General features: G+C 68.1%; 19 protein-coding genes. 9 read left to right on the forward strand and 10 right to left on the reverse strand.

The annotated features are described in order from the left end of the window. Positions 1-21 precede the first annotated feature (21 nt). Entirely contained in the window at positions 22-1,449 is a 1,428-nt protein-coding gene (locus BMX32_RS17625) for an OmpP1/FadL family transporter (protein ID WP_089981339.1), read from the reverse strand. 234 nt (positions 1,450-1,683) lie between these two features. Here BMX32_RS17625 and BMX32_RS17630 point away from each other — a divergent pair, with 234 nt between their 5' ends. Together BMX32_RS17630 and BMX32_RS17635 are read left to right on the forward strand one after the other, a co-directional pair. Beyond that, positions 1,684-1,986: a YcgL domain-containing protein gene (locus BMX32_RS17630; protein WP_089981343.1), complete on the forward strand. Its 303-nt coding sequence runs from the start codon at positions 1,684-1,686 to the stop codon at positions 1,984-1,986. Positions 1,987-2,076: 90 nt separating this feature from the next. Next, the gene (locus BMX32_RS17635; RefSeq protein WP_089981346.1) at positions 2,077-5,502 is read left to right on the forward strand and encodes an ankyrin repeat domain-containing protein; all 3,426 of its coding nucleotides are present in this window, start codon (positions 2,077-2,079) and stop codon (positions 5,500-5,502) included. A gap of 1 nt (position 5,503) precedes the next feature. Here BMX32_RS17635 and BMX32_RS17640 read toward each other — a convergent pair whose 3' ends face one another. From BMX32_RS17640 to ugpC, 3 genes are all read right to left on the reverse strand, one after another. Then, positions 5,504-7,315: a monovalent cation:proton antiporter-2 (CPA2) family protein gene (locus tag BMX32_RS17640; RefSeq protein WP_089981348.1), complete on the reverse strand. Its 1,812-nt coding sequence runs from the start codon at positions 7,313-7,315 to the stop codon at positions 5,504-5,506. A gap of 76 nt (positions 7,316-7,391) precedes the next feature. Next, a complete protein-coding gene (gene hemB / locus BMX32_RS17645) occupies positions 7,392-8,381 on the reverse strand; it encodes a porphobilinogen synthase (protein ID WP_089981351.1) in 990 nt (329 codons plus the stop codon). 86 nt (positions 8,382-8,467) lie between these two features. Beyond that, positions 8,468-9,562, reverse strand: a complete 1,095-nt coding sequence (gene ugpC, locus BMX32_RS17650; protein WP_089981353.1) for an ABC transporter ATP-binding protein — start codon at positions 9,560-9,562, stop codon at positions 8,468-8,470. Between the two features lie 226 nt (positions 9,563-9,788). Between ugpC and BMX32_RS17655 the strand changes: the two genes are divergently transcribed. Further along, positions 9,789-10,850 (forward strand): glucokinase, encoded by a 1,062-nt coding sequence (locus tag BMX32_RS17655; protein ID WP_089981355.1) that lies wholly within the window; start codon positions 9,789-9,791, stop codon positions 10,848-10,850. 73 nt (positions 10,851-10,923) lie between these two features. Here the strand turns inward: BMX32_RS17655 and BMX32_RS17660 are convergent, their stop codons facing one another. The 5 genes from BMX32_RS17660 to secB all read right to left on the reverse strand — a co-directional run bounded on the left by BMX32_RS17660 (position 10,924) and on the right by secB (position 16,276). Then, a complete protein-coding gene (locus BMX32_RS17660; RefSeq protein ID WP_089981357.1) occupies positions 10,924-11,211 on the reverse strand; it encodes an addiction module antidote protein in 288 nt (95 codons plus the stop codon). Then, on the reverse strand, positions 11,111-11,527 hold the full coding sequence (locus tag BMX32_RS19070; protein WP_343123866.1) for a type II toxin-antitoxin system RelE/ParE family toxin: 417 nt from the start codon (positions 11,525-11,527) through the stop codon (positions 11,111-11,113). Before BMX32_RS19070 ends, BMX32_RS17660 begins: the two co-directional genes overlap by 101 nt. Positions 11,528-11,608: 81 nt before the next feature. Further along, on the reverse strand, positions 11,609-14,620 hold the full coding sequence (locus BMX32_RS17670) for a DEAD/DEAH box helicase (RefSeq protein WP_089981361.1): 3,012 nt from the start codon (positions 14,618-14,620) through the stop codon (positions 11,609-11,611). Positions 14,621-14,746: 126 nt separating this feature from the next. Beyond that, complete coding sequence (locus BMX32_RS17675) at positions 14,747-15,781, reverse strand: NAD(P)H-dependent glycerol-3-phosphate dehydrogenase (protein WP_089981363.1); 1,035 nt, start codon at positions 15,779-15,781, stop codon at positions 14,747-14,749. A 3-nt stretch (positions 15,782-15,784) separates the two neighbouring features. Beyond that, entirely contained in the window at positions 15,785-16,276 is a 492-nt protein-coding gene (gene secB, locus BMX32_RS17680) for a protein-export chaperone SecB (protein WP_089981366.1), read from the reverse strand. 299 nt (positions 16,277-16,575) lie between these two features. Here secB and rpmB point away from each other — a divergent pair, with 299 nt between their 5' ends. Together rpmB and rpmG are read left to right on the forward strand one after the other, a co-directional pair. Beyond that, complete coding sequence (gene rpmB, locus BMX32_RS17685) at positions 16,576-16,812, forward strand: 50S ribosomal protein L28 (protein ID WP_089981369.1); 237 nt, start codon at positions 16,576-16,578, stop codon at positions 16,810-16,812. Positions 16,813-16,823: 11 nt separating this feature from the next. Then, on the forward strand, positions 16,824-16,988 hold the full coding sequence (gene rpmG / locus BMX32_RS17690) for a 50S ribosomal protein L33 (RefSeq protein ID WP_036109728.1): 165 nt from the start codon (positions 16,824-16,826) through the stop codon (positions 16,986-16,988). 198 nt (positions 16,989-17,186) lie between these two features. On the opposite strand, the gene BMX32_RS17695 is transcribed toward rpmG, so the two are convergent. Continuing rightward, on the reverse strand, positions 17,187-18,380 hold the full coding sequence (locus tag BMX32_RS17695) for a DesA family fatty acid desaturase (protein WP_089981374.1): 1,194 nt from the start codon (positions 18,378-18,380) through the stop codon (positions 17,187-17,189). A gap of 234 nt (positions 18,381-18,614) precedes the next feature. Between BMX32_RS17695 and BMX32_RS17700 the strand changes: the two genes are divergently transcribed. Genes BMX32_RS17700 through BMX32_RS17715 form a run of 4 tightly spaced genes read left to right on the forward strand, consistent with a single transcriptional unit; the run spans position 18,615 to position 21,933 of the window. Next, a complete protein-coding gene (locus BMX32_RS17700; protein ID WP_089981378.1) occupies positions 18,615-19,346 on the forward strand; it encodes an ABC transporter ATP-binding protein in 732 nt (243 codons plus the stop codon). Further along, positions 19,343-20,098, forward strand: a complete 756-nt coding sequence (locus tag BMX32_RS17705) for an ABC transporter permease (protein ID WP_089981381.1) — start codon at positions 19,343-19,345, stop codon at positions 20,096-20,098. Before BMX32_RS17700 ends, BMX32_RS17705 begins: the two co-directional genes overlap by 4 nt. Then, a complete protein-coding gene (locus BMX32_RS17710) occupies positions 20,098-21,444 on the forward strand; it encodes a GldG family protein (protein ID WP_089981384.1) in 1,347 nt (448 codons plus the stop codon). Before BMX32_RS17705 ends, BMX32_RS17710 begins: the two co-directional genes overlap by 1 nt. Continuing rightward, on the forward strand, positions 21,445-21,933 hold the full coding sequence (locus BMX32_RS17715) for a hypothetical protein (protein ID WP_211664254.1): 489 nt from the start codon (positions 21,445-21,447) through the stop codon (positions 21,931-21,933). Positions 21,934-21,966: the final 33 nt, after the last annotated feature.

Below are 21,966 nucleotides of genomic sequence, written 5' to 3' on the forward strand. Positions count from 1 at the left end.
TTTTCGCCATGTATCGTTCGATCAGAACGCGTACTTGGCCGAGACGCTCAGCAGGTTGCCCTTGTCGTCGTTCTCGCCGACCAGACGGTCGCCCGTCGCGGTCGTCACGCCACCGATGTGCGCCTTGTTCACGAAGATGTGGGCGTAACCGGCGTTGATCTCGAACTTCTCGGTGGCCTTGTAGCCGACACCGAAGGCGAGCCACTTGCGGGTCGAGTCCGGCACGCGCGGCGAGCGCGTGTCGTCGTAGGTCGGGGTGCTGTCGACCGCGACACCGCCACGGACGGTGAACTTGTCGCTGACGTAGTACTCGCCACCGACCGACGCGAACCAGCTGTTGCGCCAGCTGTAGTCTTCGGTGGTCGCCGGCTGGTTCGGGTTCGAGTAGTTGACCGTGAGGTCCTGGAACGCGTCCCACTTGGTCCACGACAGGTCGAAGCCGAGGCCGAACTTCTCGTCCTGGTGCCAGAAGCTGGCGGTGGCGATCGCCGGCGTGGTGAAGCCTGCACGGCCTTCGGTGTGCGTGAACGGGCGCTGGCCGGTGCCCAGCAGGCGACCGATGGCCGGGTTCGACAGCACCGCCGTCACGTTGGACGGCATGGTGAAGTTACCCGTGCCTTCCAGGTTGTGCTTGATCTTGCTGCGGTAGCTGAGCGCGAGGCGATCGTTCGGGGTCAGCTTCCAAAGACCGCCGACCTGCCAGCCGTAGGCCCAGTCGTCGCCCTTGATCTTGGCGTAGCCGTCGCTGCCCGGCGGAACCACCGAGGCGTACTGGACGGCCAGCGCACGGGCGGCGGCGGGCGTCAGGGCGCCAGCCGCGGCGGCGCGCTGGATCAGGCCCAGGCCGACCGAGTTGTAGTTGATGGCGCTGGTCAGCTCGGCGCTGGTCTTCTGAGCGATGGCGCTGACGCCGACGGCGAAGTCGTCCGTCACGTCGAACGAGGCCGAGAGGGTCGCGTCGAACGACTTGAAGTCGGACTTCACGCCGTTGTAGCGGCCCTTCCAGTCGGAGTCGTATTCGGTCTTGAAGCCGAACGGCGCGGTCAGGCCGAGGCCGAAGTGCCAGCGATCGGCGACCTGCGTCGCGAAGTACAGGGCCGGGACCGGGATGGTCGTGCCGGCGTCGCCGCCGTTACCGCCGCTGATCGGGCGACCCTGTGCGTCCGTGGCCGTGCCATGGAACTTGGTGCTGAAGTTGATGCCCGTCACGTCGGCCTGGAAGACGTTGCCCTTGAGCAGCGTCATCGCGGCGGGGTTGTTGACGATGGCGGAGGCGTCGTCACCCGCGGCGGCGGAGCCGGCGAACGCGCGACCGAGCGCCTTGGCGCTGTTTTCCTTGAGCTGGAAAGCGCTGGCGTTGGCGGCCTGCGGAGCGACCAGCGCGCCGGCGATGGCCAGCGAAAGGGCGGCGGCGACCAGCGGACGGGACGAAAGGTTCAGCTTCTGCATTCGGAAGGCTCCTGCTTCTTGTTCTGATCGGGGGCGACTGGGTGACGCGGAAAACGTAAAACTTTCCCGTTTTCATACGCGCGTTTAACAATCTGGCAGCGAACTCTGGCTGATTTGACGTATTTTTTGCAAGTGCAGCTGCAACAAACATGAAACGGCCTGCGAATCGCATCACGTCATTTCCTGCGGTATTTGCTACCTTGAAAGGCCGGCCCCACAGCGAGACCTGCCGTCATGCACTGCTTCGTCTACGCCAGCCAGCGCAAGCCCGATACCTACCTCTGGGTGACCGAACGGGAGGGCTTCGGCGTCCTGCCCGAACCCCTCGCCCTGCTCCTCGGCGACCTGCGTTTCGCGCTCGAGGTGGAACTGACGCCCCAGCGGAAGCTGCCCAACGAAGACAGCGAACGCGTGATGGCGAATCTCGCCCGTCAGGGATGGCACCTGCAGTCGCCCTCGAATGAAACCCTCAGCGTCTGCAACCAGCCGAACCACAATCGCGAAATCGACCCGGACCAGGCCCTCGTCCGCGCCTGATACGGCCGGATACGTGCATGGGGTGAACGTGCAACGCGGGTTAACACGACGTTACCGCGAGGGCGTCATACGCTCCGTATACTCCCGCGCATGGCCAATCCCAAACGTCGTCGTCCCTCTCTGATCAAGGCACTGCCCTGGTTCCTCCCCGCCCTCGCCGCCGTCGCCTGCGCGGGGCTGACCGCCTCACCGCTCGCGCTGATCCCGCTGCTGCTCGCCAACGCCCTGGCCATGGGTGCGGTGTGTCACGCGATCGGGTTCGATCCCGAGCCGAGCTACCTGCGCACGGTGCTTCGGCGCGGGTCGGCCCACCTGGTGATGTTCATCGCCTATACCTTCGTGGTGTTCGTGCTGGTCGCGTGGCCACTGCTGAAGCTGACCCAGTCACCGAGCCTCGGCGCCGCCCTGCTGCTGGCCGCGACGCTCGTGGTGGCCCTCGCCGCGCTTTGGCGGGTCTGGCCCGCGTTCGGCCTGGTTTTTCTCTGGGACGACGCCTACCCCGAGGCGAGCGGCGACGGTTCGTGGATCTTCACCGCGGTGGCGCGTTCGATCTCGTTCGGTCGCCATCTGTCGGCCGAGGAACGCTTCTTCTCGCACTTCCTGCCCGCTTCGCTGGCCCTGCTGATCCTCGCGTTCTCCGCCGTGGCGCTGTCGGGCCTCTACGGCGTGCTGCCCGCCGAGATGCGCATCGCGGCGCTCGGCGTCTACGCGCTGGTGCTGCTGCCGCTGGGCTGCATGGTCATCGCCAACCGTACGCTGCGCGCCCTGCTCTGCGATCGCCGCGGCCACATCCGCACCGCGCGTGCCGAGCCGCGACGCCACGCCCACGAGCCGCTGGACACGCCGCGTGCACCGATTCCGGTACTAAGCAGCGAGGAAGCCCAGCCCGGTGTCCGCGACCACGCCTTGCGCGCCGCGGTGCGCGAGGGCGACATCGCCCGCGCCGTCGCGCTGGTGGAAGCCGGCGCGAACCCGGAAAGCGACGCGGCGCCGGGTGAGCGGGATCAGCGGCCCCTGCTCACGCTGGCCGCGCTCTCGCCCGATACCCGTCTCCTGCGCGCGCTCATCGCCAGGGGGGCCCGCGTGGATCGCGAGCACGGCGGCATGACCGCGCTGCTCGCTGCCAGCCGCGATAGCTGGCACGGTCGGCCGGAGGCCGTGCTGACGCTGCTGTCCAACGGCGCGAACGCCAGCGCCACCGATGCCGAAGGCAACACGGCACTGCACGGTGCCGTGCTCAGCGCCGAACCCACCGTCGCCGCCATGCTCCTTGATGCCGGCGCACCCGTCGACGCGGTGAACGCCGCGGGCGATACGCCGCTCGTCATCGCCTGTCGCGCGGCGAACTGGACCCTCGCGCGGTTCCTCCTCGAACACGGCGCGAAGCCCGCGCCCGTTGGCGGGGAACCCGCGCTGGTGGCGGCGGCGGGCATCGCCGACGACGACAGCGAAGGCGTCAAGGTGCTCATCCGTTACAAGGCGCCGGTCAACGCGACCGATGCGCTGGGACGCACGGCCCTGGTCACCGCCGCGGCCGAAGGCCACGAGCAGATCGCGCGGGCGCTGCTGCTGGCGCATGCCAACCCGAACCTCGCCGACCGCAACGGCACCACGGCATTGATGGAAGCCGCGCGCGCCGGTGCGCACGGCATCGTGCAGGCGCTCGCCGATGTGCACGCCGACGCATCGCCGCGCGACGGGCACGGCCGCGACGCGCTCACGCTGGCCTGCCAGTCGCCGCGCGCGCAGGCGGCCACCGTACGCGCGCTGCTCGCACTCGGCGCGCAACCGAAGGAGACCGGCGCGGACGGACGCAGCGCGCTCGATCACGCCGCCGCGGCGGGCCGCTGGGATTTCGTCGCGCTGCTCGATCCCGAAACGCCGCTGCCCAGCTCGCTGAGCGAATCGGTGGTGCCGGAAGCCGGCGCCGACTCGCCGGCACATCTCTACGATGCGCTGCGCTTTGGTCACTGGGCGGTCGCGTCCACCTTCGCCGCGAAGGTGCGCGAGTGGCCCGCCGCCCAACTGGCCGCCCTTTACGTCGACCTGGCGGGCGCCGGCTTCGATGCCGCCCGCGCGTGGCTGCTCGACCATGGCCTGCCGGCCGAGGCGCGCCTGGCCGCGCCCGTGGACGAAGAAGGCGTGCTTGGGCGCCGCCTCTTCGATGCGCTGCTGCCGCAGTTGCCGCAGTCGGCCGACGCGCTGCTGCAGCTGATGCGTGCCGGCGCCTCTCCGGCCGGTGCCGGTCTGCTCGGTCAGGCGATCTGCCGCCTCGACGGCGCGGACGAACGACTCACGCTGGCGATGCTGGAAGCGGGCGCGGATCCGTTCGGCCCCGACGCGCGTGGACGCACGCCCGTGCACATGGCCGCGGCGACGGGACGCATCGCGCTGCTCGGCGCTCTCCTCGCCCGCGGCATGGATCCCAACGTGCGCGACACCGGCGGTCGCACGCCGCTGCACGCCGCGCTCGAACATGGCGGCGACAATCTCCCGCTCGTGCGGCTGCTCGTGGCGAACGGCGCCGATCCCGAAGCGGCCGACGTGAACGGTGAAACGCCGTACGGGCTCGGCATCGGTCACGGCGACGTCGAGCGCTGGCTCAGCTGGGCCTCGTGGCCGTTGCCGCGCCGCGCACTGCGCGCGGATGATCTCCCCGCCGCGGCCGCCGCGGGCGACATGCAGGCGGTGGATCGCCTGCTCGAACTCGGCTTCGACGTCGACACCCGCGACCATCAAGGTGCCACCGCGCTGCTGCGCGCCGCCGGCGCCGGCCAGCGCGATGTCGCCGAACACCTGCTCGACGCGGGTGCCGATCCGGCCACGACCGCGGCATCCGGCGTCACGCCACTCGCCGCCGCCGTCAATGCGCGACGCGAGGCGGTGGTGGAACTGCTGATCGCGCGCGGCGTCGACGTCGACCAACGGTTGCCGGGTAACACCACCGCGCTGATGATCGCGGCCGCGCTCGGTTATCCCGACATCACCGACCTGCTGCTCGCCGCCGGCGCCGATGCCACCGCCGAAGATCTCCACGGGCACACCGCGTTGCACGCCGCCGCGCAGTACTGCTTCGGCAGCAACGACAGCCTGCGCGCGCGGCGCCTGCTCGACGCGGTCATCCGTAAGGGTGCCGACGTCAACAAGGCGGACAAGGACGGCGTCACGCCGCTCCTCATCCTGCTCGGTGCGCACATGCGTCCTGGCGCCAACGCCGACGCGACGCACCTCGGCGCGCTCGTGCCCGTGCTGCTCGATGCCGGCGCGGCCCTCGAACACGCCGATCACCGTGGCGTCAGCGCACTGCATGCGAGCGCGATGCACGCGCTGCTCGCACCGGCCCGCGTGCTGCTCCAGCGCGGCGCGAACCGCAATGCGGCGGACGCCTTCGGACGCACGGCCGGCGACGTGGCACGCCATCTCGGCTACGTGGACATCGCCCATGAGCTGGGCACGCGCGTGGGCGCGATTCCCAGCGTCAGGCAGACCCTGCGGCAACCGGCTCAGCCGGACTGAGCTACTTCCCGCCGTCGCGGACGCGCTCTTCGACGGCGTCCGCTTCGAACAGCTGCTGCAGGTCGTGCAGCGCTTCCTTCGTGGTCTGCACCAGCGCCGTCTCGTCGTCGTAGACCAGATACTGCGCCCTCAACACCTGATCGTCGTGCTTCTGGAAGCGTTCGATGCGGCTCTCGACGACGTCGGGCGGCATGTCGAGCGACTCCAGCACGTGGCGCGTCATCTCCAGGCTCGAGTAGAACGTCTCGCGTACCGGTTCCTCGACGCCGATGTCCATCAGGCGGAACGCGTGCTGGCGATTGCGCGCGCGGGCGACGATCTTCAGGTGCGGGTACTGCCGGCGCACGAGGCGCGCGGTACGCAGGTTCGCTTCCGGATCGTCGGTGGCGATGACGAACACCTCGGCCTTGTCGGCCTGCGCGGCGCGCAGCATTTCCGGGCGACCGGGGTCGCCGAAGAACAGCGACGTGCCGCCGAACCGGCGCGAGGTCTCGACCTGCTCCACGGAGCTTTCGAGCGCCACGAACTGGATGCCCTGCGCGCGCAGCACGCGGGCGACGATCTGCCCCATGCGCCCGAAGCCGGCGATGATGACGCGCGGCGTGTCGGCCTCGATGGCGTCGAATTCGCGATCGGGCTTGCGCGCGCGCTCGTGCACCAGGCGCGAGGCCAGCAGCACGAGCAGCGGCGTCAGCGCCATCGACAGCGAGATGGCCATGACCATCAGGCCGCGCTGGCTCGCGTTGATGATGAGGTTCTGCTGCGCGAGGTTGAGCAGCACGAAGGCGAATTCGCCGCCGCAGGCGAGCACCGCGGCGAGCCTGACCGAATCGGCCATGCTGAGCGCACCGACCAGCCGGCCCAGCGGCAGGATCAGCGCGGCCTTCACCGCGAGCAGCAGCGCCACCATGCCGAGCACCAGCAACGGCTTGGCGGCGAGCATGCCGAGATCGACGGACATGCCCACGCTGACGAAGAAGAGCCCGAGCAGGAGGCCCTTGAACGGTTCGATATTGGATTCGAGCTCGTGGCGGTACTCGGAATCCGCCAGCAGCAGGCCCGCGAGGAACGCGCCCAGCGTGGTCGAGATGCCGGCCAGTTCCATCAGCCACGCCGTGCCCATGACCACGAGCAACGCCGTCGCCGTGAACACCTCGGTGCTCTTCGCGCGCGCGACGAAACGGAAGACGTGACGCAGCAGCAGGCGGCCGCCGACGATCACCGCGAGGATCGTGCCCACGACGCGCACGACGCTCGCGATGTCCGGCGCGGCGTGCGCGTCGTGGCCGATGGCACCGCCCAGCAGCGGAACCGCGGCGATCAGCGGGATCGCGGCGAGGTCCTGGAACAGGAGAATCGCGAACGCCTGCCGCCCGTACACCGAGCCGGCTTCCTTGCGCTCCGCCAGGATCTGCAGGCCGAACGCGGTGGACGACAGCGCGAGACTGCCGCCGACGATGGTCGCGGCTTTCCAGGTCAGGCCGAAGAGGAAGTAACCCATCGCGCCGAGCGCGATGGCGCAGGCGAGTACCTGCAGCGTGCCGCTGCCGAACACGGCGCGGCGCATCACCCAGAGGCGCGAGGGCGAGAGTTCGAGGCCGATGACGAAAAGCATCAGCACCACGCCGAAATCGGAGATCGCCGCGACGCCTTCGGTGTCGCTGACCAGGCCGAGCGCGGACGGGCCGATGGCCACGCCCGCAAGCAGGTATCCGAGGACGGCACCAAGCCGGAAGCGCTTGGTCAGCGGCACCGCGATCACGGTCGCCAGAAGAAAGACGACCGCCGTCTCCAGAAAGTGATGCCCATCCATCCCGCGACTCCCACAGTGTCGCCGGGGATTATGTCATGCGGGCAGGCGCGGGTTTTGCATAATCCAGTGACACGCCTCAGCCTTTGAGCCAGCGCGCCACATCGACCGCGAAGTAGGTGAGGATCGCATCCGCGCCGGCGCGCTTCATCGCGAGCAGCGACTCCATCACCACCGCCTTCTCGTCGAGCCAGCCGTTCTGCGCGGCCGCCTTGATCATCGCGTACTCGCCGCTCACCTGGTACACGAACGTCGGCGCGCCAAAGGTGTCCTTCACCCGGCGGACGATGTCGAGGTACGGCAGGCCGGGCTTGACCATCACCACATCGGCGCCTTCCTGGAGATCGAGCTCCACTTCGCGCAGGGCCTCGTCGCTGTTGCCGACGTCCATCTGATAGGTGTGCTTGTCGCCCTTGCCGAGGTTGGCCGACGAGCCGATGGCGTCGCGGAACGGCCCGTAGAAGCTCGACGCGTATTTCGCGGCGTACGACAGGATGCGCGTGTGGATGAAGCCGGCGTCCTCCAGTGCTTCGCGGATGGCGCCGATGCGGCCGTCCATCATGTCGGACGGCGCGATGAAATCGATGCCTGCTTCCGCCTGTGCCAGCGACATCCGGATCAGCGCATCGACGGTCGGCTCGTTCATCACGTAGCCATCGGCATCGATGAGGCCGTCCTGCCCGTGCGTCGTATACGGATCGAGGGCCACGTCGCCGATCAGGCCGAGGCCGGGGAACCGCGATTTCAGGGCGCGCGCAGCACGCTGGAACAGGCCGTCGGGGTTCCACGCCTCGCGCGCGTCTTCGCTCTTCGCCGCCCCGTCCACCGACGGGAACAGCGCCAGCGCCGGAATGCCGAGCGCCACGCACTCCTCGCCGAGCTTCAGCAACTCGTCGATCGACAGCCGCTCGACGCCGGGCATCGACGGCACCGGCTGGCGCACGCCCTCGCCCTCGACCACGAAGGCCACCATGATCAGGTCGTTGACGGTAAGCACGGTCTCGCGCATCAGAGCGCGGGAGAAGGCGTCGCGACGCATGCGGCGCATACGGACGGCGGGAAAGGTCATGGGACGGGCCTGTTCGTTGGCGATTCGCCCATTTTACCCCTCTCGCGCCCGGTCACGGGCGGCAAAGCGTCGCGGGGCGCGCGGCATCAGTCCGCGATGCGGACCGTGGTCTCCGGATCGAAGAAATGCAGGCGCTCCGGCAGGAACCCGAGCGCGACGTCGCTGCCCGGCTGCACGGTGGAGCTCGGCGGAACGCGCGCGACGATCTCGTCGTCGCCATGACGCATGTTGAGGAACACTTCGTTGCCGACCGGCTCGACCACATCGACATGCGCGCGCAGGCGCTCCACGACGCCGGCGTGGTCGGCGACGGAGAGAAGATCCTCGGGGCGCACGCCGACGATGAGCGGCTTGTCGACGTACGCCGCGAGGCCCGGCGCGTCGCTGCCCAGCGACATGCGCCCTTCCTTCATCTCGAGCACCAGGCCGTCCTCGCGCCGGAGCGTGCCGTGGAAGAGATTCATCGCCGGGCTGCCGAGGAACCCCGCGACGAACAGGTTCACCGGCTTGTTGTAGAGATTCATCGGCGTGTCGAGCTGCTGGATCACGCCACCGTTCAGCACGACGATGCGCTGACCGAGCGTCATCGCTTCGATCTGGTCATGCGTGACGTAGACCATCGTCGCGCCGAGACGGCGATGGATGCGCGCGATTTCCACGCGCGTCGAGAGCCGCAGCTTCGCGTCGAGGTTCGACAGCGGTTCGTCGAGCAGGAATACCGCCGGGTCGCGCACGAGCGCGCGACCGAGGGCCACGCGTTGACGCTGGCCGCCGGACAGGGCCGCCGGACGGTGATCGAGGCGCTCGTCGAGACCGAGCATGTCGGACGCACCCGCCACGCGGCGGTCGATCTCCTCTTTCGCCACCCCGCGCAGACGCAGACCGAAGCCGAGGTTTTCCCGCACGGTCATGTGTGGGTAGAGCGCGTAGTTCTGGAACACCATCGCGATGTCGCGATCCTTCGGCGCGACGTCGTTCACGACGCGACCGTCGATCGACATCGTGCCGCCGCTGATCGATTCCAGCCCCGCGATCATCCGCAGCAGCGTGGTCTTCCCGCAGCCCGACGGGCCGACGAGCACCAAGAGCTCGCCATCGGCGATCTCGAAGCTGGCCTCTTTCAGGGCGACGTGCCCGTTCGGATAGACCTTGCGTACCTTGTCGAGACGAACCGCTGCCATCGTTTGTTCTCCGGTGGGGTGCCCCCGGGCGGCGGGCCGAGCCTGCCAATGCCCCGGGCAATGGGGTATTCTGCCGACGTAATCGTTTACGTCATAGTGTCGGCATGGAGGGCCGCGGGGAGGCGCACCGCATGCCGTGAAACGGCACCGGGAGAAGCCTTCACTAGACGCCAGCCCCCATGCGAGGCACCCTTGCGTGCTTCCGTGACACGACAGGTTCTCCAACATGGCCAACGTTAGCGCCCCGGCGCCGACCCTGCTCGCCGATCTCGGCGGCACCAACGTGCGTTTCGGCATCGCGCATCCGGATGAAGATCAACCGCTTATCGAATCGAGCGTCCGGAAGTACCACGTGAAGGACTATGCCTCGATGGCGGACGCCGCGCGGCTGTACTTCAAGGAGACCGGTCACGAAGCGACCCGCGCGATCATCGCCGCGGCCGGCCGTATCGATGGCGGTGAGACCGTCAAGGTCACGAACAATCCATGGGCCATCTCCGCGAAGAGCCTCGCGAAGGAGCTCGACCTCGAGTGGGTGCACCTCGTCAACGACTTCGCTGCGCAGTCGATGGCGGTGATGCTGATGAGCCCCGACAAGATCGTCGACGACATGGGTCATCGCGAACTCGAACAGATCGGTAAGCAGCCGGTGCCCGTCATCGGTGCGAAGGACGAGCAGACGTTCGTCGTCGTCGGTCCGGGTACGGGTCTCGGCGTCGGTGGCCTGCTCATCCGCGGCGACAAGGTCAGCGTGCTGCAGACCGAGGGCGGCCACGCCGGCTTCGCCGCGCACAGCACCGAGGACATCGAGATCCTGAAGGTGCTCAACCTTCGCTATGGACGCGTGTCCAACGAACGCCTGATCAGCGGCCAGGGCCTGAAGAATCTCTACGACGCGATCTGCGAAATCGCAGGCCAGAAGCCCGAAGAGAACATCACCCAGGAAGAAATCACGAAGCGCGCGAACCGGCCGGGCGAGGAAAAGGAGGACGGCTGCTCGATGTGCACGCGCGCCGTCGAATCGCTCGCCGGCATCTTTGGCAGCGTGGCCGGCGATCTCGTGCTGACCCTCGGCGCATGGGACGGTGTCTACCTCACCGGCGGCATGACGCCGATCCTACTGCCGTGGATCCAGGAGCATTTCCGCGAGCGCTTCGAGGCCAAGGGCCGTTTCCGCGACACGATGGAAAAGGTGCCGACGCAGGCGATCATGAATCCGGAACCCGGCCTCATCGGCGGCACGGCGCTCGCGATCGTGGAAGCCGGCGGCACGCCGCTGCGTCGCTGATCGCGCACATCGTCGTTCGTCGTCACCCCGATGCCCGGCTCACGCCGGGCATCGTCGTTTCAGGCCTGCGACCTCAGCCGCCGACGCGCAGCTGCACGCCAAGCGCGCGCATCACGCGCATGACGGTGGCGAATTCGGGATTGCCTTCGTTCGAAAGTGCACGATAAAGGCCTTCGCGCGAGATGCCGGTGGCGCGCGCCACGCTGCTCATGCCGCGCGCACGCGCGATGTCACCCAGCGCGGCTCGCACAAGACTGCCATCACCGGGATCGTCGGCGAGGCATGCGTTGAGGTAAGCGGTCTGATCGGCTTCGGTTCGAAGATGATCCGCGGCATCCCAGCGGGTGAACGTCTCTTTCATGCTTTTTCATCCCATGCCGCGGCAATGTGTATGCTTGCTGGATATCCGCCTGCTGACTGCGCTTGTCGCCGCCCGTCAGCAGGACGACGAGCGTCGATGCGCGATGGATGTAGTACAGGCGATAACCCGGCCCATGATCGATGCGCATTTCCCTGACACCGCAACCGACGTGCTTAACGTCGCCCGGATGCCCGAGCGACATGCGACGCACTCTCGCGAGGATTCGCGCCACCGCCATGCGATCACGAAGGCGGGAAACCCAACGGCGAAATGTTTCACTCTGGACGATTTCATACATGGATCGACCGTAACCCATAAGTTACGCTATGTGACCCATGGATTACAAGTGTCGCGTCCGGCGACTACGGTGTATCGCGAACCGCTTGAAGCGCTGCGATCAGGCCGATGGCGCGAGCAGGGCGTCGAGGTCGCTTTCGTCGAAGCTGAGGCGCTCCCGGCTACCGCCGCCTTCGAGGACCGCGTCGGCGAGTTCGGCCTTGCGGGCCTTGAGCTCCTCGATACGCTCCTCGACCGTACCGGCCGTGATCAGGCGATAGACGAAGACCGGCTTGTCCTGACCGATGCGGTGCGCGCGATCGCTGGCCTGCGCTTCGGCCGCCGGATTCCACCACGGGTCGTAGTGGATGACGGTATCGGCGCTGGTCAGGTTGAGACCCACGCCGCCCGCTTTTAGCGACAGGAGGAACAGCGGTACTTCGCCGTCCTGAAAACGCTGCACCGGTTCGGCACGGTCGCGCGTTTCGCCCGTGAGCGTGACGTACGCGATGCGCCGGCGATCCAGCTCGTGCGCGACGAGCTTCAGCATCTCGGTGAACTGGCTGAAAAGCAGCACGCGACGGCCTTCGGCGAGCAACGCCGGCAGCATGTCCATCAGCAGTTCGAACTTCGCGGACTCGCGCACGCCACGTGCGGCTTCGAGTTTCACGAGACGCGGATCGCAGCAAACCTGGCGCAGCTTCAGCAGCGCGTCGAGCACCACGATGCCGCTGTGCGCGATGCCGCGCTGCGCGATGACCTCGCGCAGTTCTTCGGCGAGCGACAGGCGCAGGCTCTCGTAGAGGTCGCGCTGCTTCGGCTCCATCACGACGCGGCGCGTGATCTCCGTCTTCGCGGGCAGCTCGGACGCGACCTGCGCCTTCGTGCGACGGAGAATGAACGGCGCGATACGACGATTCAGGCGATCCTGGCAGTCGATGTCCTGATGCTTCTCGATGGGCACGCGATAGTGCCTGCGGAAGGCGCCTTCGTCGCCGAGCAACCCCGGCACGGCAAGATCGATCTGCGACCAGAGTTCGCCCAGATGGTTTTCGAGCGGCGTGCCGGTAAGACAGAGGCAGCGCTGCACCTTCAGCGCGAGCAGCGCACGACGCGCCTGCGTGCGCGGATTCTTCACCTGTTGCGCTTCGTCGAGCACGACCAGCGAGAACGCGTTCTTCTTCAGTGTCTCGACGTCGCGCGGCAGCAGCGCGTAGGTCGTGAGGATCACGTCGTGCTCGGCGATGCGCGCGAACGTCTCGGCGCGCTGCGGCCCGTGCAACGCGAGCAACGTCAGCTCCGGCGCGAACTTCGCCACCTCGGAGATCCAGTTCGGCACGAGGCTGGTCGGCACCACGACGAGCGCCGGCGACGTGAGATTGCCGCTTTCCTTCAGTGCGAGCAGGTGCGTGATCAGCTGCAGCGTCTTGCCGAGACCCATGTCGTCGGCGAGCACGCCACCGGTGCCGGCTTCGGCGAGCGCGTTCATCCAGCGCAGGCCATCGCGCTGGTAACCGCGGAGCTCCGCACGGATGCCTGCGGGCACGGCATCGCTGGCGCGCTCCGCCGCTTCGCGCAGGCGCTTGGTGAAGCCACGCAGACGTTCGGGTGCCTCGAACGAACCGCCGCTGGGCAGCGCCTGCACGAGTTCCTCGAGACGACCGGCCTGCACCCGGGGCAGGTGCAACTGCTGCCGCGGCTTTTCGAGGTATTCGGCCAGCGGCGCGAGCAGACCGCGCAACTCTTTCAGACGCACGGGCACGCGGCGACGATCGTCGACCGGCGCATACCAGACGGAGTCCTCGGCCTCGCCCGGCTGCGGACTGAGGCTGAGCTGATGCTCCGCGAGCGCCTGTGCCACGGCGGGCAGAAGATTCACGCGCTTGCCTTCGACCTCGATACCGATCTCGAGATCGAATGCCCGGTCGGCATCGTCCTCATGCGCTTGCCCGTACCAGCGAACGGGGCCTTCCAGCACTTCGAACGGAAAGCTCGGCGCGTATTCCAGCAGGAACCCATCGGCTTCGAGCCGGGGCCGCAGCGCGAGCCAGCGCGCCGGCGTGTTCACCTCCAGCGCGCCGGCGTAACCCTTGCCGGGAAAGAGCCAGGCGTCCTCGGGAAGGGTGTCGGCCATGTCCCACGGCAGGCCTTCGGTGTCGACAGCGGGGTTGAGGCCCACCGACTCCAGGCTCTCCATCGTCGCCAGTTCTTCGGCACGCCGACGGCAGATCTCCAGCAACGTACCGTTGCGGACGCGACGAACGAGCGGTTCGCCACCGCGACCCGGCAGGCGTTCGCCCGCGTAGTCGAAAGCGAGGCGACCATAAGCGAGCGGCGGCGTACCGGCGGCAAGGCGCGCGTGGCGCGTCAGCGCGTGCAGGACGAGCACCGGGCGCGGCGATACCTCGGCGCGACGCATCGCGCCGAATACCTGGGGATCCGGAAGACGCGGCCCCATGCGCGTCGCATCGCGACCGGCGATGAAGGCCGGCGTGCTTTCGGGCGGCAGCGCCGGCAGATCGAGCCAGGTGGCTTCCTGCGGATCACCCTCGAGGGGGCCGACCTCGGCATGCTCGGCGTCGAGGTACCAGAGCGAGCCGACGCGGAAGAGACGCTGACTCGCGGGCACGTCGGGCAGCAGCTTCTGGCCACCGTCCTTTTCCAGGTTCCAGCGCCAGCTCAGCGGATGCGGCTTGCCTCGCGACAGCTGCAGTCCCGCGACGCCACCGAAGAAGCAAGGTGCGCTGTCGAGCACGTCGGCCAGCAGCTGATCGCCCAGGGCCCCGGAGAAACGCGCGTAGCTGCGGCTCTTGCGCAGCGTCTGCGGCAGGCCGAGAAGGGTCGCGGCCAGGCGCTTCTCGGTCACGGTGAGCGCGGCCTCGGGCAGATGGCGGCTGTCTAGCGGCAGGGGCCGGGAATAGCGCCCGTCCGCACCGAGCGTGAGCAGTACCGGCGCGACGTCCAGGCGGGCGGCCGGTTCGTGGTCGTCGTTGACGCCTTCGACGAAAAACCCGAGAACGACGCGGTCGACGGGGGCCGCGGGGGCCACGCCGTCGAGCGCCCGCTGCCACGCCTGCGGCAGCGAACCCCCCGTATCTTCAGCCCTGCTGCGCTTGTCGTCCGGTTGATGCATCCGTAGCGATCCTGCCCGCGCGACCAAAACAGGAAGCTTAGCAAAGGCCGGATGAGGAACCCGTAGGACTTTTTACCCAGTGGACCGGCCCGGTTCAGCGAACCGGGCGTCGGCCGGACAGCCGCCTCAGCGTCGGTTCGCGAAGAGGTCGACGGGGTACTCGGCTTTCTGCTCGCGCCCCATGAGCGTGCGCAGGCCTTCGGCCGGGGTGACTTCGCCGTGGAGCACGGCGCGGACGGCCGCCGAAATCGGCAGGTCCAGCCCGTGGAAGCCGGCCAGGCGCGCCACTTCGTCGGCGGTGACCACGCTCTCGACCACCTGCCCGATCTGGCGCACGGCCTCGTCGAGAGGGATGCCTTTCCCGAGCGCGAGGCCGAGACGGCGATTGCGGGAGAGATCGCCCGTGCACGTCAGCACGAGATCGCCGAGCCCGGCGAGTCCCATCAGCGTCTCCGCGCGCGCGCCGAGCGCCACGCCAAGGCGAAGCATCTCGTTCATGCCGCGGGTGATGAGGCCGGCGCGGGCGTTGAGACCCAGCTCCATGCCGTCGGCCACACCGGTGGCGACGGCGAGGACGTTCTTCATCGCACCGCCGAGCTCGGCGCCGAGGATGTCGTTGCCGGTATAGGCACGAAAATTCGGCGCATGCAGGAGGACGGCGAGCTCCTTGCCGAACGCCTCGTCGGTCGCGTGCACCGTGACGGCGCTGGGCAGGCCGGCGGTCACCTCCCGCGCGAACGACGGGCCCGTGACGACCGCGGCCGGGCGCCCCGGCAGCTTCTCGTTGACCAGCTCGTGCAGGAACCGACCGGTACCCGTCTCGAAGCCCTTGGTGGCCCAGGAGATCTTCGCCCCGGGCTCGAGGAGCGGAACCACCTGGTCGAGCATGGCCGCGAACGCGTGGCTCGGCACGACCATCAGCACGATATCGGCGCCGCGAAGCACGGCGGCCAGATCGGACTCGTAGGCGAGCTCCGGCGGCAGGTCGAGGTCCGGCAGATAACGAAGGTTGCGACGCGCCGCGGCCATGGCCGCCAGCGCATCGGCATCGCGCCCCCACAGGCGCGTGGGAACGTCGTTACGCGCCAGCAACGCGGCCAGCGCGGTACCCCAGGACCCGGCGCCGAGAACGGCGACGGTGGGTCGGGAAGCGGCGCTCATCGCTCAGCTGTTGAGCGTATGGGCACCTGCGCCTTCGAGCTGCTGGCGCTGCTGCTCGGCGTAGAGGGCGTCGAAGTTGATCGGCTGGAGCAGGAACGGCGGGAAACCACCCTCCTGGACCATCGACGAGACCATCTGGCGGCCGTACGGGAAGAGCAGATTCGGGCAGTAGGAGCCGAGGATGCCGTCGCGGTCCTCGTCGGAGAAACCGGCGATGCCGAAGATGCCCGCCTGGTGCACTTCAGCGAGGTAGGCCGTGCGCTCGCCCAGGTTGCAGGTGAGCGTGAGGCTCAGGACGACTTCGAACAGGTCGTTGCCGAGGTCCACCGCCTTGTGACCCAGGTTCAGCTGGACCTGCGGCTGGGCCTCGGTCTCGCCCATTTCCTGGAACACCGCGGGGGCGTTCGGGGCTTCGAAGGAGGCATCCTTCACGTAGATCTTCTGCAGCACGAGCTGCGGCTGGCCGGCCTGGCCGTTGGCGTTGAACTCTGCCATTGCTTGGTCCTCGAAAAGGCGTCTGTGGATCGGCTGCGTGCCGGGGCACGAAAGCCGGGATTGTTTCATACAACACGGCGCGGCGCACAGTCCGGGTTGCGCCGGCACGGCGGATTCTGAGAGAATGCCCGGCTTCCCTATGCCAGCCCGATACGTCGGGTACGTCCGTTATGCGATGCGGGCCTCACGGCGGAAGCGCTCCACCCTCCAGCCATCGCGTGGCGCCCGTCCAACGGCGCGTTGCTGGGCCGTCGCCGTCCTGGCCAAAGGATGGTCCAACGAATCTAGAGGAGGCCACCATGGCCCGTAGATGCCAAGTCACCAATAAGGGTGTGCAGACCGGTAACAACGTCTCGCACGCGAACAACAAGACCCGTCGCCGCTGGTTGCCGAACCTGCACGAGCGTCGCTTCTGGGTCGCCAGCGAGAATCGCTGGGTGAAGCTGCGCGTTTCCAACCACGCGCTGCGCACCATCGACAAGAACGGCATCGAAGCCGTGCTGGCCGACCTCCGTTCCCGCGGCGAAAAGATCTAAGGAGATCGAACATGGCAAGCAAGCGCGATAAGCACCGCCTGATTTCCACCGCGGGCACCGGTCATTTCTACACGACCACGAAGAACAAGAAGAACACCCCGGAAAAGATGGTCTTCATGAAGTACGACCCCGTCGTCCGGAAGCACGTCGAATACAAGGAAGGCAAGATCAAGTGATCTTGCGAAAAAAGCCGCCGAAAGGCGGCTTTTTTTTGTGCGTAAGCCACGCGTAGGAGCGCACCTGTGCGCGAACCCTCTGCATCGCCAGGAGCGAGGGAGGCCATGCGCGAGTACGAACCTGCTGTCCGTTCTACGAAGCAAAAAAAAAGGCCCGCCATAGGCGGGCCTTTTGCTTGTCGCCAGCAGAACGGAAGGTTACGCGCCCACCGCCGAGTAACCCTTCAGGCGCTGAGCGAACTGCTGGAGCGAGCGGATGCCGCTCTGCTCGGCTTCCACGATCCACTGCTGAAGCGCCTTGAGCGACTTCTCGGCACCACGCTCTTCCATCAGTGCCACCAGGCGGGCGCGGAACTCGCACACCGTCTGCAGGGCGGGACGGTTCGCCAGTGCCGCATGCATGCGCTCGCGGGCATCGTTGTCGAGCCAGCGACCACCGTCGGCCAGCGCCCGGCGCATACGACGCGGAATGGCCTTGATGCTGTCGCCGGCCTGGCCGACTTCTTCGCGCATCGTCGGCAGGATGACGTTGCGGTAGTAGTCGGTGGTGGCCTGGAAGCGCAGCGCCAGCACGCCCTTGAGCGTCTCGGCGTCCGGCAGGTGCACGTTCGGACGGATGTTCAGGGTGGGCGCGACGCGCAGCACCTTGGCAAGGCCCAGGAAACGCAGGCTGCAGATCGCCGCCCAGCCGATGTCGAACTCCCACTTGCGCAGGGCGAACTTGGCCGAGCTCGGGAAGGCGTGGTGATTGTTGTGGAGTTCTTCGCCACCGATCCAGAAGCCCCAGGGCGAGATGTTCGTCGCCGTGTCCGAGCTTTCGAAGTTGCGATAGCCCCACCAGTGGCCGATGCCGTTGACGAAGCCCGCGGCCCAGAACGGAATCCACACCATCTGCACCGCCCACAGCGCCATGCCAACGACGCCGAACAGCGCGACATCGATCAGGGCCATCAGGGTCGGGCCCCAGTAGGGGTGGGCGCCGAACAGATGGCGCTCGAACCAGTCGTCGGGCGTGCCGCGGCCGTACTTCTCCATGTCGGCCTTATTCTCGCTCGCGTCGCGGTAGAGCGACACGCCGTCGAGGAAGACCTTCTTGATGCCGAAGATCTGCGGGCTATGCGGATCTTCCTCGGTCTCGACCTTGGCGTGGTGCTTGCGATGGATCGCAACCCACTCCTTGACGACCATGCCGGTGGTCAGCCAGCCCCAGAAACGGAAGAAACCGTTGAGGGTCCAGTGGAAGTCCACGCCACGATGGGTCGCGCTGCGGTGGTAGTACAGGGTCACCGTGAAAATGGTGAGCTGCGTGACCACGAGCATGAAGATGACGATCTCGCCCCAGCTTGCGCGGGTGAGCCCATTGGCCAGGAAATCGAGCAGGGTGTCGAGCATTCAGTCGGTACCGCGCGGGAAGTGAAGGGGACGTGCCTTGCCAGTCTAACCACCCCGTTCCATACCCACCAGCACGGTTTCCTGCAAATTGTGAAGAGAGCGGTTGTCGGATCGCGAGCCCATTCCGCACAATCGCGGGATGACGCCCTCCCTGCCCGTTCAGCCGACCCCGCCCCCATCGACACGATGGGCGCAAGATTCTGCAAGAAGCGCGGCGATGGGCGACGTACGGGCATGACAATCGGTCCATTGCTGAACGTCGAGGCCATTTCCCGACGCCGCGCGGGACGCGCCGCCGTCTCGGACGTGTCGTTTTCCCTGAACCGCGGCGAAGTCCTCGGCCTTCTGGGGGTCAATGGCGCCGGCAAGTCGACGACCCTCGCCATGCTCGCCGGGGCGCTGCGGCCCGATCGTGGCGGCATACGGCTGGCGGGACACGATTTCGTCGCGGAGCCATACGTCGCGCGGACGCTGATCGGCTGGCTGCCCGAAAGCGCGCCGCTCTGGCCCGAACTGTCCGTGGACGAGCATCTGCTGGCCTTTTGCCGCCTGCGGGGGGCGTCACGAGACGCCGCCCGACGCGCGGCGGACGCGATGACCGAGGGCCTGCAGCTGGGCCCGCTACGGCGCCGCCTCGCCGGCGTGCTCTCCCAGGGACAGCGGCAGCGGCTCGGGCTGGCCTGCGCGCTCGTGCACGACCCGGCACTGGTGATCCTCGACGAGCCCGCCAATGCGCTGGATCCCGTCCAGGTCGGCGAGCTGCGCAAGGTCATTCGCGAACGCGCGGCGGCAGGCGCCGCGGTCATCCTCTCGACCCACGTGCTCGCCGAGGTGGTCGCCGTCTGCGACCGGGTGGCCATCCTGCACGAGGGGACGCTGCGCCACGACGCGCCACTGCACGGCGACGAGGGCAGCAAGGCGCTCGAAGCGACGTTCTTCGGCATCGCCACGGGAGCGGGCGCATGACCGTCTTCGCCGTGGCCCGGCTCGAACTTCGCCGCCTCGCGGTCCGGCCGCTGGCCTGGGCGCTGGCCGCCCTGACCATCGCATGGCTCGCGTGGACGTTCATCCTCGGACTCGGACAGTTCGTCGGGGCCCAGGTGAAACTCGCCGCGGTTGCCGACGCACCCGGTTTCACCGATCTGGTCGCGATTCCGCTGCTCGCAGAGCTTGCCAAGCTGGCGTTCCTCGTCGTGCCGCTGATGACGATGACCCAGCTTGCCGGCGAGCGCCGGGGGGGAACGCTCGCTTTGCTCGCTTCGACGGGGCTGTCGCCGTCGCGCATCGTGCTGGGCAAATACCTGGCGGTGCTCGTCTGGCTCGGCCTGTGGCTACTCGCCACGCTGGCCATGCCGCTCGTCGTCGGGATCGGATCGACCGCGGACTGGGGCAAGCTCGCCGCCGCCACGCTGGGCACCGCCCTTCTGCTCGCCACGCTCGCCGCGATCGGCATCGCGTGCTCGGCGGCGACCGGTTTCGCCGCAATCGCCGCCGCGATGGCACTCATCGTGACGCTCGCGCTGTGGACGATCGACCGCGGCGCCCAGGCGGCCGGCGTCAGTGGCGGATTCCTGGAATGGCTGACCATGGCCACCCATCTGCAGAACCTGCTTCGCGGCCTGGTCTCCACGGCCGACCTGATGTGGTTCGCGCTGGCCATCGCGCTGTCGCTGGTACTCGCCATCCGCCGGCTCGGCGCCGACAGGGAGCGCCAGTGATGCGCCGTCTCGATCGCTGGCTCGTCCTCCTCGCCCTGATCGTCGCCACCGGATGCCTCGGCTTCCTCAGTGCGCGCCACAGCTGGACGTTCGACTGGACGCGCGGCGCGCGCGCCAGCCTCGCGCCGGAAAGTGCCGCGGTGCTGACGAAGCTGCCGGGGAGGGTCGATGTGGTGGGCTATCTCTCGCCGAGCGGCACGCTTCGCGAGCAGATCGCCGCCGTGATGGAACGCTACACGCGCGAGAAGCGCGACATCGTGCTTTCGTTCGTCGACCCCGACCTCGACCCCGCCGCCTCGCGTCAACTGGGCATCGCCGGCGACGGCGCCCTGCTGATCCGCTACCAGGGTCGCGAAGAACGCGTCGAAAGCCCGATCAACGAACGCAACCTGTCGAACGCCTTCGAGCGACTGGCGCGCGGAGGGCAGCGCATCGTGGCCTTCGTGACCGGCGACGGCGAACGCCAGGCCGACGGCCATGCGAACGCCGACCTCGGCACGTTCATGCGGCAGGTGGAACGTCGCGGCATACGCGCCGTGCCGCTCAACTTCAGCCAGACGCGCGGCGTGCCCGAGCACACCGATCTCGTCGTGCTCGCAAGCCCCACGGCCGCCCTGCCCGCCGACAGCGTCGCCGCGCTGGTCGACTACGTGCGCGGTGGCGGCAATCTGCTATGGCTGACCGAGCCTGCGAACGACGACCTCGACACGGGCGCGCTCGCCGACGTGCTCGGCATTCGCGTGCTTCCCGGTGTCCTCGTGGATGCCGCGGGAAGCACGCTGAACATCCACGACCCTCGTCTCGTCGTGCTTGCCGACTATCCGTTCCATGCCATCACGCGCGGCTTTCGCGACACGACGCTGCTGCCGCAGGCATCGGCTCTCGCGCAGGTGTCCGACCACGACTGGGCCGTCGTTCCCTTCCTCCGCTCGGGCGAACGCAGCTGGACGGCGTTCGGCGGTATCGACAACGACAAGGCGTCGACCGTCGCCTTCCATCCCGAGGCCGGCGAACTGAAAGGCCCGCTGGATGTCGGCTTCGCGCTGAATCGCCTGTCGCCGAATCCGCTGAAGAGCGAGCAGCGCGCGGTAGTGATCGGCGACGGCGATTTCCTTTCCAACACCTACGTCGGCAACGGCGGTAACCGGGCTCTCGGCGAACGCGTGCTCGACTGGCTGCTCGGCGACGACGTGCTCGTCGACCTGCCCTCGCGCGGCGCGCCGGATCGGGTGATCTCCCTCTCGCAGGACGGCCTCAACGCCGTGACCTTCGGTTTCCTCGTGCTCCTGCCGCTCGCGTTGCTCGGCCTCGGCATCGGTATCGCCTGGCGCCGGAGGAGGCGCTGAGTGCGGTCGCGCGTCCTTGGCCTCGCCGCGCTTATCGTGCTGATCGGCGCCGTGGTGTGGCAGTGGCACGCCGACGACGCCGATGCCAGGGCCCATCTGCTGACGTCGCTCGACCCTGACGCCGTGTCGCACATCGATGTCGCACTCAAGGGCCTGCCCGCGCAGCGATTCGACCGACGCGACGGACACTGGAGCGATGGCGAGGCCACGGTCGACGAGGGTCGTGCCGGTGAACTCGTCATGCTGGCGGCGACGCCCGTGTCGGCCTGGCGGCCCGTCTCGGACTTCGACCTCGCGAAGATCGGCCTGAGCCCGCCCGTCGCCGTGCTGGTGCTGGACGGCACGCGCATCGAATTCGGCGAGATGGCCGCGCTGCGCAAGCAGCGCTACGCCCGCGTGGGCGACCGCGTCGCGATCGTCCCCGCGCAGGCGCTGCCCCGCGCCCCGCGCACGGCGTCGCTGCCCGCGTCGTCGTCCACCGTGCACTGAGCCAGCGCGCCAGCTTGCCTGCGGGGCCGAAAC

The sequence above is a fragment of the Luteibacter sp. UNCMF331Sha3.1 genome (assembly GCF_900109915.1).
GTDB lineage: Bacteria > Pseudomonadota > Gammaproteobacteria > Xanthomonadales > Rhodanobacteraceae > Luteibacter.

What these genes read in the sequence shown, in the direction of transcription:
- BMX32_RS17700 (WP_089981378.1), top strand. Translation starts at nt 18,615, where the DNA reads ATGACAATCGGTCCATTGCTGAACGTCGAGGCCATTTCCCGACGCCGC.
- secB (WP_089981366.1), bottom strand. Translation starts at nt 16,276, where the DNA reads ATGGCAGAGTTCAACGCCAACGGCCAGGCCGGCCAGCCGCAGCTCGTG.
- BMX32_RS17670 (WP_089981361.1), bottom strand. Translation starts at nt 14,620, where the DNA reads ATGCATCAACCGGACGACAAGCGCAGCAGGGCTGAAGATACGGGGGGT.
- ugpC (WP_089981353.1), bottom strand. Translation starts at nt 9,562, where the DNA reads ATGGCAGCGGTTCGTCTCGACAAGGTACGCAAGGTCTATCCGAACGGG.
- rpmG (WP_036109728.1), top strand. Translation starts at nt 16,824, where the DNA reads ATGGCAAGCAAGCGCGATAAGCACCGCCTGATTTCCACCGCGGGCACC.
- BMX32_RS17635 (WP_089981346.1), top strand. Translation starts at nt 2,077, where the DNA reads ATGGCCAATCCCAAACGTCGTCGTCCCTCTCTGATCAAGGCACTGCCC.
- BMX32_RS17655 (WP_089981355.1), top strand. Translation starts at nt 9,789, where the DNA reads ATGGCCAACGTTAGCGCCCCGGCGCCGACCCTGCTCGCCGATCTCGGC.
- BMX32_RS17710 (WP_089981384.1), top strand. Translation starts at nt 20,098, where the DNA reads ATGCGCCGTCTCGATCGCTGGCTCGTCCTCCTCGCCCTGATCGTCGCC.
- BMX32_RS17630 (WP_089981343.1), top strand. Translation starts at nt 1,684, where the DNA reads ATGCACTGCTTCGTCTACGCCAGCCAGCGCAAGCCCGATACCTACCTC.
- hemB (WP_089981351.1), bottom strand. Translation starts at nt 8,381, where the DNA reads ATGACCTTTCCCGCCGTCCGTATGCGCCGCATGCGTCGCGACGCCTTC.
- BMX32_RS17625 (WP_089981339.1), bottom strand. Translation starts at nt 1,449, where the DNA reads ATGCAGAAGCTGAACCTTTCGTCCCGTCCGCTGGTCGCCGCCGCCCTT.
- BMX32_RS17640 (WP_089981348.1), bottom strand. Translation starts at nt 7,315, where the DNA reads ATGGATGGGCATCACTTTCTGGAGACGGCGGTCGTCTTTCTTCTGGCG.
- BMX32_RS17660 (WP_089981357.1), bottom strand. Translation starts at nt 11,211, where the DNA reads ATGAAAGAGACGTTCACCCGCTGGGATGCCGCGGATCATCTTCGAACC.
- BMX32_RS17695 (WP_089981374.1), bottom strand. Translation starts at nt 18,380, where the DNA reads ATGCTCGACACCCTGCTCGATTTCCTGGCCAATGGGCTCACCCGCGCA.
- BMX32_RS19070 (WP_343123866.1), bottom strand. Translation starts at nt 11,527, where the DNA reads ATGGGTTACGGTCGATCCATGTATGAAATCGTCCAGAGTGAAACATTT.
- BMX32_RS17705 (WP_089981381.1), top strand. Translation starts at nt 19,343, where the DNA reads ATGACCGTCTTCGCCGTGGCCCGGCTCGAACTTCGCCGCCTCGCGGTC.
- BMX32_RS17675 (WP_089981363.1), bottom strand. Translation starts at nt 15,781, where the DNA reads ATGAGCGCCGCTTCCCGACCCACCGTCGCCGTTCTCGGCGCCGGGTCC.
- rpmB (WP_089981369.1), top strand. Translation starts at nt 16,576, where the DNA reads ATGGCCCGTAGATGCCAAGTCACCAATAAGGGTGTGCAGACCGGTAAC.